The following is a 12,122-nucleotide window of genomic DNA, read 5'->3' on the forward strand; positions in this document are numbered from 1 at the left end:
GACCGTTCAGGGAAAAAGAACAAAAGTAAAAGTAAGGGTAAACCGGCCGTTGGGCAAATATTCAAACAAATGGCCCATGGATTATTGAACAGCAAGTATATCGGCTGGGGTTCATTTGCAAGAAGATTAAGAGGCAGAAAAGGTCCGGCAATAGCTATTAAAGCAACGGCCAGAAAACTGGCCGCTCAATACTGGCGTTTAATTGTAAAAGGAGCCGACTTTGTGGAAAAAGGGCTGCAAGCCTATGAAAATATCATTAAGGAACAGAAACAAAGGCGATTAGAAAAACTCGCCTTTGAATTAAATAGGGAACTTGTACCTGCTTAAATTATTATGTCATGGGTAGGAACGAAGGATCTTCTTCGCCCTGCTTAGCGGCTCTGTATCTTGCAGAAGATTCTTCGCTACACTCAGAATGACAGGCGTTTTTTAAACTTGTCATGGGTAGCTTGTCGAAGCATGGTGGTTAGGGCATCTGCGCGCGACCCTTCGACAAGCTCAGGGTGACAGGCCATCCCGCCTAATGTCATACATCCTTCAGAGGACTCGGCTTTTACCTACTTGCAATGACGCTTTGGCTAACACTAACAGCTTTGCGGCTACAACGTACACACACCACTACTTAATTCCTATGAATATGCAAGCCGTTAAATTGCTTTTTACCATTTTCATAGGATGTGTTGCCCAGAGCAAAGCGCGGATATTTTTTGCTGTATTTTTTAAACACGCTGTCGGGCTGCTTTTCACCGTTTACAATCAGTTCTTCACCGTTAAATGAAAGCTCATGCAAAGCTTCCTCATTGGGAATAATATGATCAGCTACCAAATCACCTGTCATCTGTTTTAGCAGCCGTTGATCTTCGGCGGCGCGTTCCTGATCTTTTTTGGCCTGAATCTGATCTAAGTGCGCCTGTTCCTGGTCGTGTTTAGCTTGTACCCGATCTCGACTGGCCTGTTCCTGATCACGTTTGGCTTGCTCCTGATCGCGGGAAGCCTGCTCCTGATCGCGTTTGGCTTGTTGCTGGTCGCGCGAGGCATCTTCCTGTTCAACTTTTGCTTGTCGCTGATCTCGCTCTGCCTGTTCCTGATCGCGTTTAGCTTGTGCCTGATCTTTTTTTGCCTGGATCCTGTCTTTCCTGATCTGCTCGCGGATAGCCGCTATAACCGTACTATATTCGTTCCATTGGGTTGATGGGATAATCTCAGCGTCGACTGCCAGGGCCACCAGCTTGTTGTTCGCCAGCTCCATTTGGTAGGTTTTACCCTTCCAGTTAGTTTGGATGCGTTCGCGCCCCTTACCATCAAAAGTATCGTAATTGTTATAGCAAGTAAGCCGAATCGACAATCCAGTATTAAGAAAAGTTGTTAAAGACAAATTAGAAAAAGGAAGCCCGGAATATGCAAGAAAGCTTGGCATTATTCAAAATTCATTGTATGGCGTAGATATACAACCAATTGCGGCTGAAATTTCCAAACTACGCTGTTTTTTAACATTAGTTGTTGATGAAAATATTGACGAAACCAAACCAAATAGAGGCATTGAACCTTTACCAAATTTAGAATTCAAATTCGTTACGGCTAACAGTTTATTTATGTTACCTGACGAAGAATATTATGGTGGATTATTTAATGCCAATGAAGATTTGGATAGCCTACAGCAATTTCGTTTAGATTATTTGCAAAGCTATGGAGTAGAAAAACAGAAAATAAAAGAAAATTTTTTGCACCTTCAAACAAGTATTTTTAAACAGCAACTATCGTTTGGAGCTAAAGAAACAAGCCGAGCTTTTAAAATAAGCACATGGAATCCTTTTAACCACGAAAAAGTTGATTGGTTTGATCCTTTATGGATGTACGGAGTAAATACTTTCGACATTGTAATAGGTAACCCTCCTTATGTTAATGTAGAGAAGATAGATACCGAAACGAAGAAGTATCTGTTTCTTAAGTATAAAACTTGTAAAGGCCGTACAGATTTATATATTGCTTTTATTGAAAGGGCTTTAAAACTGTTTGCAAAAAACACAGGCCTGTTGACATTTATTATTCCCTATCCATACACAAATCAAAAATATGGAACCGACTCCAGGAAATTATTAATCGACAGTTATTCCATTTTGGAAATATTAGATACTAGTGAATATCGAGTTTTTGACGCTGCAGTAGTAAAAAATATTACTTTGTTTGTAGGTAGCGAAGTTTCTGATACTTTAACAAAAATCAAAAAAGTAAACTCACAAAAAAATTTCCTGGAAAATAAAATAACCGAAAGCTCTATAAACCAAAGTGTTTTTTTGACTTTAAAAGATTACAGGTTAGAAACTAAAGACGTTTCAACTGTATCCCTATTAAAATCTGTCATTTGGAACAAATCAATAAGTTTAGACAACATTTGCCTTATTTCTTACGGCGCGCGCATTAACCACAAAACAAACGGTGATAAAAAAGAACACTATATTTTCAAAGACTTCAAACCGGGATTAAAACCATTTACTGAGGGGAAAAATATTGAAAGATTCTCATTCTCTCAATATGGATGGCTTGATTATAAGCCCAATGAACATTATAACTCAATGTTTAAGGAACTGTTTGAAAATGAAAAAATAATGTTTATTAACATTGTTAAAGACAGATTGCGATTTGCGTTGGATACAAAGCATTTTTACAATAGCCATACAGTAATAAACTGTGTTAAGTGGGATCTTCTTGCTCAAGCGAATCATACGACAGTTAAAAGAAATATAACGCCCAAGAAGATTCAATTTGGGAAAGAATTTTCTTATAAATATTTAATTGCGATCTTAAATTCTACTTTGATTAACTGGTATTTTTTAAATTTTCTATCGGAATCACTACATTTCTATCCGGAAGATGCGAAAGGTCTCCCCATTCACTTGGCAAGTGCTCAAAGGCAACAACCATTTAATAATTTGGTTAGTTACATTATTTTTTTGAAAGCATTGTCTGTACCCAACCATGTCAATGAGTATGTAGACAATCATCATCTTGTAACTATGTTTGAGGAGATTGTCGATGCATTGGTATATGAATTATATTTCGAGGATGAATTTAAAAATGCCGGGGTGGAGTTTTTTAAATACGCCGAACGAGATTTCTCGATAATAGACGGACTGGAAGATGATAATAAAATGCAGGTGATCCATGAATCTTATCAAAAATTAAGACAAAAAGAAAATGAAATCCGCAATAATTTAAAATTGATGGATACCCGTTTAAACCAACTGATCATGCCAATAAAAGCAGCAAAATAATGCAGAAAATAAGAAAACTTATATTGCAAAATTTCAAGTTCTTTCTTGGAAATCATGAATTAGATTTTGAACGAAAGAATGTTTTATTATATGGTGAAAATGGCAGTGGTAAGAGTTCAATCTATTGGGCATTATATACTTTTTTACAGAGTGTATTTAAAACAGATAACCTTGAGATAAGGAAATACTTTGACCCCAAGCATAATGAAAATTTAATAAATAGATACAGCGACGAACATTTAGAAAGTTCAATTGCTATTATATTTGAAGATGAACATAAAGCTACTTCCAGAAGGGAGATATCCCTTTCTACCATTAATACGAAATCGGATAATTTAGTTTTAGAAACTACCCTTGGTAGTGACTTTCTTGACCATAATGTATTGTCAAGAATATACGCTTACTACCATAAAGAAGAAACTGATTTATTTGATTTTTTTCAGCATCAATTATTTTCCTTTATAAATTTTCGTGAGGAATTAATAAAACCCGGTGAATCCAAAGGAAATAAAAACGCAGAATATTGGTGGGATTATATTGCAGAGGGATTGAGCCCTCAGCCAAAAATGCACGAACAGCGCTACAAGGATTTTCAATTAACTATAAATACGTTTAATATTGAATTCGAGTATTATCTTGTTCAAATTCAACAAACGACTAATGAATATTTAGAAGAAAAATTTGAAGAGAAATTTAAAGTAAAATTCAACTATAAAAAAGCAACTTATAATGACTTTAAAGTCGGGAGCAAAGGAAGAACCTGGAAATTAAAATACCCCAAAATTATAATGTCTGTCGAGCTGATAACGACCTTAATTCCTGATGCGAATAAAAAAATTGTAAATAGTCCACAAAGCTTTTTAAACGAAGCTAAACTATCAACAATGGCGTTGGCAATACGGTTAGCAATTTTAGATGAAAAATTTGTAAAAGCGTATCCAAAAATATTGGTTTTAGATGATTTATTGATGAGCATGGATATGAGTAATCGCGAATTTGTCTTAAATGTCATAATGGAAGGTTATCTGGAAGATTATCAAATATTATTCTTCACGCATCAACGAGGGCTTTTTGAAGACGCAAGAAAATTCATTGAAACATATTATGCGCAATTAGCTAAAAAATCTGGGGAAACGGATACTTTGATTATAAAAAACAGTTGGAAAGAAAAGTGGAAGTTTTTTGAGATGTATGAGTCAGAAAACAATGCTGGCATACCTGTTCCTTTAATTACAGCCTACGAAAGCAGTCTGCAAAAAGCATTAAAATATTTTAAGAGTGAGATTGATTATAATGCTTGTGGGAATAATTTAAGAATATCAATCGAAGAGTTTTTCAGGGAGTTTATACCACATAAGTTTCTGGTGAATAATGATGGAACTCCCATCCCAAATACGGGATTGATGATTGATACGTTGTTAGTTAAAGCCAGAGAATACTTTGATAGCGTTGGCTTTAATACAAGACCCCTAGATAAACTTGAAAGGTATAGGGTACGAAGTTTAAATCCCTCTTCACACTACAATCCTCGAACGGAGTACTTTAAAAAGGAGCTGCAAGATATTTTCAGAATTATCGACGAACTAAAAAAAAATCGAGCTCACCCTCTGGTTGTTAATAATCAATTAGTTAAATACAAAATTGATACACAAAGTGGAAAATCATACATTTATAAAGCTCGTCTGCTTGACAAAATTCTTCTTTACCAAAAAAGCGATGGTAGTCCAAGTTATTTTATAGACACAGACGAGAGAGGTTATGCTATGTTAGAATGTTCCGTGGACAATGTACCTACTGCTTTAAATCATGAAATAAACAAATGTTCATTACAAAAACTTTACGATGATACAGTGAAGCACATTAACAAAACGGATGTGGCTTTGATTGAAAATGACATGTATTCTTTATTTACAGATGAAATTGGTACGAGTTTGAATAATTTGAAATTATATTGATGTCTTAAATATTATTTGATAATGTGTGGATGCCAAATATTTTTCTCAAAATTAAAAAGGAACATTGCTTTTTTGTGTATTGATATAAGTGTATTAAGGAATCAAAGCGGAGCTGGAACCGTTGCCAAGTGCAGCGAATTTTGTGCGCAAATCGATCTAGATGAATTCTTTAAAGCCTTAAAAAATAACTATGCACTGTATTTAGATGAACAAACAGACTTGCTAATTGATTATTGTCGGAATGAAGATATCCAATATGGTTCAGCCAGGAAAGTACTGAACATTTTTTTTAGACATATTTGTTATAATGGCTTTATTCAAAGGGAGTTTATAAATGAAGACGATTTATATTCAAATACATCTGTGCTTGCTCCACTCGAACTGCCAATTGATAGTAGGACTGCAAATTCTTTAAGCCAAGAAAAATGGACATCTATTAAAGGTTTAGACAGAGCAGTTCATCAGCAATATCAAGATTTGGCATTTACCGAAGCTCAACGACGCGGTGTCGCTCGCATACATTTAGATGTTGAATTTTGGACACCTGCCTAAATGCTGTATATGAAAACAAAGGAAGAAATTAAGAACATGGTCATTAATTTCTATTGGGGCCACCTGTCAAAATATTATGATGCAATGTATGTAGGTAATGCTATAGTTTTTATAGATCAAGTTGTTGACTATGTTTATCAAAGGCAACATCAAAGATGTTGATAATTGCATATTTTTAATTGGGGATTCCGTTGAATATTTTTGTTCTTGATTTATGTAATATCGTCCGCACTGCGAACGATATTACATATAGAAGATCCACAATTCTGCAGGTATTATTATCAGTGTCTATAATTTTTGAAATTAGTAATGTTTAAAATGAGTGAACAGCCGGAATTAAACGATATTATATTTTACAACACCCCTACCGGTGATGTTAAAATTGAAGTAATTTTTAATGATGAAACTTTTTGGTTAACCCAAAAGCGTTTATCAGAGCTTTTTGGCGTGGAAGTGCCCGCTATTAGTAAACACTTGAAAAATATTTTCGAAAGTAATGAGCTTGAAGAAGATTCAGTTGTTTCCAAAATGGAAACAACTGCCGGTGATGGTAAAAAATATCTTACTTCCTTTTACAATTTAGACGCAATCATAGCAGTCGGATACCGGGTTAATAGCTATCAGGCTACACAGTTCCGTATATGGGCAACAAAAACACTAAGGGAGTATATTGTTAAAGGCTTTGTCCTGAATGATGAGCGTTTGAAACAAGGTAAGCGTTTCGGTAAAGATTATTTTGATGAGCTTTTAGAGCGCATTCGAGAGATACGCGCCAGCGAACGACGTTTCTATCTTAAGATAACAGATATATATGAGCAATGCAGTATAGATTACAATAAGGATGCTGATATAACCCAAAAGTTTTTTAAGACGGTTCAAAACAAACTACATTTTGCTATTTCAGGTAAAACCGCTGCGCAGATCATTGCAGAACGGGCAAGTGCAGATAAGCCAAATATGGGTCTCCAGACTTTCAAAAATGCACCCAGCGGCAAAGTACTAAAAGGTGATATAGGGATAGCGAAGAACTACCTAATAGAAAAGGAGATCAAAGAATTAGAAAGAGTTGTTACTATGTACCTTGACTTTGCAGAATTACAAGCATCAAGGCAGATACCTATGAAGATGAGTGATTGGATAAGCCGCTTAGACGCGTTCCTACAATTCAACGAATATCAGATCCTGAAAGATGCTGGAAAGGTAAGCCATGAAGTAGCGATAAAATTAGCTGAAAAAGAGTACGATAAATTTAGGATTATACAGGATCAAAATTTTGAAAGTGACTTTGACAAAGAAATTAAAAGAATAAGTTCGAATAAGAAAAAGAGCTAATAAAAGATATTAAGCTACCTTTTGCTGCAATGACGGCCATATAAGTCTAATGTCTTCACAAGCGCTTTGGATTTTATTAATTGTCCATTCATTTTTAGTTGGAGCATAAATAATCCGGCTTGAAAATACGTCCAAAGTAATACAGTCTTTATAGCTGCATGTAATTTTCAATTCTTTCTCCAAATAAGACTTTATAAGACCCGCTATGCATTGCCCCTCCTGAATAGATAAAAAATGACCTTTAGCAAAAGCTAATTTAATCGCGCCTTTAGGTTGATTGGTATTTCTATCTAAAAGCAAAATTTCCGGCCGTAAACTTATTACTACACCGTTTATCGTAATTGATTTACAATCTTTATATCCTTTAATAGCTGGTATTTCAGTGTATGGCACCAATTTACTTGAAGCACAGTTTGTTAGATGAGTAAGGGCTTCTATACAAGATTTTATTTTTTCTTTTTGATGGTCATTGGCTGGTTGCTTTTGAGACAATATTTCCTTCACGCGGTTAAATATTTCAATATCTTTAACAGAAGCTGCAAAATTTTGTATAGCAGCATTTTGCACAGGAGCATACCTGCTGGTGATTATTTCGGACGGAAATTTGGCATCGAGCAATATTCTCTTCTTTCTGGCAGGGGTAGCATAAATATACTCTCCAAGCTTATTTATTGAAATACGTGGTGATTGATTAATACGCATAAAAATACATTTTACTCTAAGATAAGTCTATTTGTATAATAATCAGCCAGTTGTGGATAAATAGCAAATACTAATAAATCCTATATTCACCAACCGACATTTACTTGTTATTGACACAATGGATTAATAGTACGCAGTCATTAAATCTAACGTTAAGCCAAGATTGAGGTGTTAATTGCGGCATGTTGAATGCATTGTGGCTCGCAAAAACTTCCCAACTGATATACATTTCGGTATACAATCATATTATCCAGCAAGCATCATCTTTGATGATATTTAAATTAGCAGTTAAAATATTAACAAATAATTTTTTAAAGCTCCATTCTGTGTAAGGAATTAACGGAACGAAATGGCTACTGAATTAGCATCTTTATAAACCGGTGGTTTCAGTTATTTTAAAAACAAGTAGTGATATGGCAAAAGTGGTCAGTCTAATGATTAATACGCCTGGCAGATTTACAAAGCAGGCTGAAACAAGGAAAGAGCGGAATCCCCACCGCGGTAAAATTGTAGAACTTACTATACGTCGTCAATCAATGGGTTTGAGCGAAATCGCACGAAAAGTCGGCGTCAGCCGGGGGACATTGTATAACTGGTTTGAAAAAGAAGACCTTGGGATGAGCAATATGATGAAGGTCGACCTTGCTATAAATCACAACTTTTTAAAAGAATTTCCTTCTGAGATCAATGAGAAAAGCCTATCAGGCTTGAAAATCCAGGGAACTAAAGCTTTATACACCGATAAAGAACAGGAGGCGATATATTACTGGATGGAAAAATATATTCGCCTGCTGGAGAGATATAACGAAACTCTAAATTGTAAAATGGATTGAATCCAATAGCTCCATTGGATTCAATCATCATTGTGTTTCATTTAAACATTGAGCATTCAAACCACTAAAGCCAGTAGAAGCATTCAGTATCTTCACACTTTTAATAATTTAACGTGACCTGGATTTACACCCTGTCTTCCGCCAGGCAAAAACTGTTTAATAAATCCTTTAAACCCGGCCTGTAGGTCCGAGCCCTTTCATTAAAAGGCCCGCTGCCCACTGAAATAAATTTGCGACTATGACCTTCACCTTAATTTCTGGTACACAGGAATTTTCTTTACAGCCAGCGACTCATTAATATCAGGGGGAGTTACTGTCTTAACGTTCTACAACCAGCAAAACGCAATCAAACGCAATAGCAATAATTTTTTTTTACCTATAGCCGAATTGTATGTTTACATCCGGCAATATTACAAATTATTTACCAGGCGGTTGTACGTAGGTTACAAACGTATAACAATTTGTTTATCAATGAGAAACCAACTGAATCCGAAGCGCCATTTTTCCATGGCCTAATCCACACACAAGATATATTGTGGACATCATGTATTTATAAAAAACCAAAGCTCCATTCAACGTTTACCACCATTTTGTAAAAAGGAACAAAACCTTTCAAATACACATAAAATATCACAATTTCATTATTTTTGACCAAAAAATGTGTTTTTTTTGGTCAAAAAGCCGCATTATATTTTTATGGTTTCGGCCTATCTTTGTTTAGTTATAACACTATAAGGGAGCATCCAAACCGATACCGGACATAGGCCAAGCTCGCAGCCTGACTTGAAATGCATTATGTTTGAAGGACATGCCGGCATCAATGCTAACAACAATTAAGTTTTGGGAGATAAATCCCCTAAAAAACTATTGCCCATTAGTTAACACCATCATTTAATGCAAAAAAAATGTGAATTTTTTATTTTTTTTTTGCAACAATTCCATTACACTATGCAACAATATAACTAACTCAAAAACAGACCATAACAACTAATAAGAAAGCAAACAATTACCATTAAGGTTCCAATTAATTCATTTTTTTCAAATAATTACCAAAATCAATGTAACATTTATAACAAAACCACCGTTTGACCCCTAACTATTAATTAAATCCCATATCATGTTAAAGTTTGATCGTACAAAACTATGGGCACTTGGCGTCACGGCCGGATGTTGTCTGGCATCTTGTTCAATTAAAGATGACGTACAACCCGCCCACATGGCTACAATCCCTGAAAACCAATCAACGGTTTTCGCAAGCACGGCAACTACCGCGGTTTCATCAAAAATTACCGTTGCCGGCTCGACACTCCAATTAGGCATCAATGGCCACCCGCTTGGCGATCAGCCTTACATCCAAACTCCCGCTACCAAACAAATTTCAATTTTACAAGGAATGGGTATGAACTGGTACAGGATAGATTGCATGGCACAATCTGACGGTACGATTACCGTACCACATCTGTTAAGTCCTTTGTTAGATGCTGCCGCAGCCGGTAAAGTAAACATTTTACCAATGCTTTACACCAGAACCATGGATCTAACCAAAAGCCAAAGTTACAATTACGAGGCTGGTAAAAAACTGGGGACTAATTTTGGTGCCAAGTATGCGAAAAACTTTGAGTACTACGATCTTGGAAACGACCTTACCCTAGATTTGTTGCTTCCAGGTAAAGTAGGCTGGAGCCAATATGACTTTGACAGGACGAAATTTAACAGAACGGCAGCATATCTAAAAGGTATGGATGAGGGTTTAAAATCCCAAGACCCTAATGCAAAAACCATGATTTCTGCTGGTTGGTTACAATACGCGTTTTTAAGAATGTGCGACACCTATGGCGTGAAATTTAACGTGGTAGCTTACCATTGGTACTCAGAAATGGAAAGGCTTGCTCCCAATTACAAGATAAACGACATTACAGTCAAGCTTGGAAGTTTATTTCCCAACAAACCAATTTGGATCACAGAATCTAACGTCAGGTACAGCACTCAGGAGCAGAGCATAAAAGAGCAAAATCAAAATACTTTCGTATCCAACTTTGTAGCCAAATGTAAAGCCAACCCCCAAGTTAAAGTATTGATGTTTTACGAATTATTTGATGAGCCTTTAAAAAGCGCGCAAGAAGGCAGCTACGGATTTTTGAAATGGACCATTCCTTATACCAGCTGGGCAAAGAAACTGGTAGCGACCAACTTAACCCTTTAAAGTGGCTATTATTTGCTTTCAAAAATTTTGAAGGTTAGGCCAAAATAAAAAAACAGAAAAAGTGGCTGATCTCATACGGTAGAAACAGCCACTTTTTCATTGTCAGCCATTACAAGTGTAATGCTTTTTGATGGGTGCACGGTTGTTTGTTTTTCGCTTGTTTTACGCGGTACATGTAGGCGCTCCAACACAAAGCCCAATGCTAAATATATCCAAAAAGATGGGTAGGCAAATTCAGGTACCGTGGTCATTAAGATCAGGAAAACCATCACCAAACCTAATTTATATCCAATTGAAACCAACTTAATCGGAATCGACAGAAACATATTCCTTAGAACAAACCAGCTAAATACTAAAAACCCTATAATGCCATTATTAAGCATTAAGGTTGAAAAATAATCTCCGGAGCGAACATAACCAAAGCCGATACCTAAAGCCTGGCTCCAACCGTTGAGGTTAGCCCAAAACGAAATATGATTAACAAAATCCTTCCCTCTTGATTCAGAAGACGAACTTTGACCGCCCAATTTGTTTCCAAATGTAAAATCATATACACTATCCAAAAGGTGCTGAAATCTGTCCATTTGCAGTACTGCGCATACTATAACCATAAAACCACATGCATAGAAGAATATTTGAAAATTTCTTTTATACAATACCCAAAAACCCAAAAACAATAGCATTGATGCATATGCGGTTGTTGAAAAGGTAAATAGCAAGCAAGTAAATAGGAGCCAGATATCGTAATTCCTTTTTAAGCCAAACGCTAACACCCAAAAAGGGAAGACGGTATAAACAAACATAGAGGGCTCACCGGTATAGCCTTTTAACCTCATCAGCCCTATGCCGCCAAGGCTAACTGTTTGAAACAAGGAACCCGATGAGGCGTCATCTCCAAAAGTTCGATTAACCATAAAATCACCATTTATACCTGTTGCCGCATAAAGCACAAATTCATATAACGCATAAAAACATAACAATCTTAATCCGAAGTATATAAAATTGATTATCTTATCATTAGAAAAATTCTTGACGTACAAATAAATAACAAACCCGACTATTAATGATAGCGATTGGGTAATTAACGAGGTACGAAAGAAAGTTTTAGTAAAATTGTTTTTGTTGATCAGCAACAGGTCGTTAGTTAATTTTAAATTTATGAGCAAGTTGATCAATTGTGATGAAAAGGCGAATATTAATATTACGCAAAAAAAACAGGCGAATTCCCGGAAAAAACGCCTTTTACTTGCTACTGATGGCAACAGAGGAATAA

9 protein-coding genes and 1 pseudogene are annotated in these 12,122 nt (G+C 35.9%); 7 read left to right on the forward strand and 3 right to left on the reverse strand.

All coding sequences use genetic code 11. From position 1 onward, the window contains the following. Positions 1-327, forward strand: a pseudogene (locus BLS28_RS31005) (hypothetical protein); the annotation flags it as partial. Positions 328-622: 295 nt separating this feature from the next. On the opposite strand, the gene BLS28_RS24990 reads toward BLS28_RS31005, so the two are convergent. Further along, positions 623-1,345, reverse strand: a complete 723-nt coding sequence (locus BLS28_RS24990) for a hypothetical protein (RefSeq protein WP_143020864.1) — start codon at positions 1,343-1,345, stop codon at positions 623-625. 85 nt (positions 1,346-1,430) lie between these two features. Between BLS28_RS24990 and BLS28_RS24995 the strand changes: the two genes are divergently transcribed. The 4 genes from BLS28_RS24995 (at position 1,431) to BLS28_RS25010 (ending at position 7,111) form a co-directional block, all read left to right on the forward strand. Beyond that, a complete protein-coding gene (locus BLS28_RS24995; protein WP_091174130.1) occupies positions 1,431-3,272 on the forward strand; it encodes an Eco57I restriction-modification methylase domain-containing protein in 1,842 nt (613 codons plus the stop codon). Beyond that, positions 3,272-5,227, forward strand: a complete 1,956-nt coding sequence (locus tag BLS28_RS25000; RefSeq protein ID WP_091174133.1) for an AAA family ATPase — start codon at positions 3,272-3,274, stop codon at positions 5,225-5,227. Before BLS28_RS24995 ends, BLS28_RS25000 begins: the two co-directional genes overlap by 1 nt. 72 nt (positions 5,228-5,299) lie before the next feature. Continuing rightward, entirely contained in the window at positions 5,300-5,779 is a 480-nt protein-coding gene (locus BLS28_RS25005) for a hypothetical protein (protein ID WP_143020865.1), read from the forward strand. 318 nt (positions 5,780-6,097) lie between these two features. Next, positions 6,098-7,111 carry a virulence RhuM family protein gene (locus BLS28_RS25010; protein ID WP_091174486.1) on the forward strand — a complete coding sequence of 338 codons (1,014 nt, stop codon included), beginning with the start codon at positions 6,098-6,100 and terminating at the stop codon, positions 7,109-7,111. Positions 7,112-7,120: 9 nt separating this feature from the next. Here BLS28_RS25010 and BLS28_RS25015 read toward each other — a convergent pair whose 3' ends face one another. Next, a complete protein-coding gene (locus BLS28_RS25015) occupies positions 7,121-7,813 on the reverse strand; it encodes a hypothetical protein (RefSeq protein ID WP_091174143.1) in 693 nt (230 codons plus the stop codon). A 413-nt stretch (positions 7,814-8,226) separates the two neighbouring features. On the opposite strand from BLS28_RS25015, the gene BLS28_RS25020 reads away from it, so the two are divergent. Both BLS28_RS25020 and BLS28_RS25025 read left to right on the forward strand, forming a co-directional pair. Further along, a complete protein-coding gene (locus BLS28_RS25020) occupies positions 8,227-8,646 on the forward strand; it encodes a helix-turn-helix domain-containing protein (RefSeq protein WP_091174148.1) in 420 nt (139 codons plus the stop codon). A gap of 1,117 nt (positions 8,647-9,763) precedes the next feature. Then, the gene (locus BLS28_RS25025; RefSeq protein ID WP_091174150.1) at positions 9,764-10,849 is read left to right on the forward strand and encodes a glycosyl hydrolase; all 1,086 of its coding nucleotides are present in this window, start codon (positions 9,764-9,766) and stop codon (positions 10,847-10,849) included. Positions 10,850-10,920: 71 nt separating this feature from the next. On the opposite strand, the gene BLS28_RS25030 is transcribed toward BLS28_RS25025, so the two are convergent. Then, positions 10,921-11,982 carry a hypothetical protein gene (locus tag BLS28_RS25030; RefSeq protein WP_143020866.1) on the reverse strand — a complete coding sequence of 354 codons (1,062 nt, stop codon included), beginning with the start codon at positions 11,980-11,982 and terminating at the stop codon, positions 10,921-10,923. Between the last annotated feature and the right edge of the window lie 140 nt (positions 11,983-12,122).

This window comes from Mucilaginibacter gossypii, from assembly GCF_900100945.1.
In the GTDB taxonomy this organism is placed as follows: Bacteria; Bacteroidota; Bacteroidia; order Sphingobacteriales; family Sphingobacteriaceae; genus Mucilaginibacter; species Mucilaginibacter gossypii.

Excerpts from the sequence above, each read along its gene's own strand:
- BLS28_RS25015 (WP_091174143.1), bottom strand. The coding sequence starts at position 7,813 with ATGCGTATTAATCAATCACCACGTATTTCAATAAATAAGCTTGGAGAG.
- BLS28_RS25000 (WP_091174133.1), top strand. The coding sequence starts at position 3,272 with ATGCAGAAAATAAGAAAACTTATATTGCAAAATTTCAAGTTCTTTCTT.
- BLS28_RS25010 (WP_091174486.1), top strand. The coding sequence starts at position 6,098 with ATGAGTGAACAGCCGGAATTAAACGATATTATATTTTACAACACCCCT.
- BLS28_RS25020 (WP_091174148.1), top strand. The coding sequence starts at position 8,227 with ATGGCAAAAGTGGTCAGTCTAATGATTAATACGCCTGGCAGATTTACA.
- BLS28_RS25025 (WP_091174150.1), top strand. The coding sequence starts at position 9,764 with ATGTTAAAGTTTGATCGTACAAAACTATGGGCACTTGGCGTCACGGCC.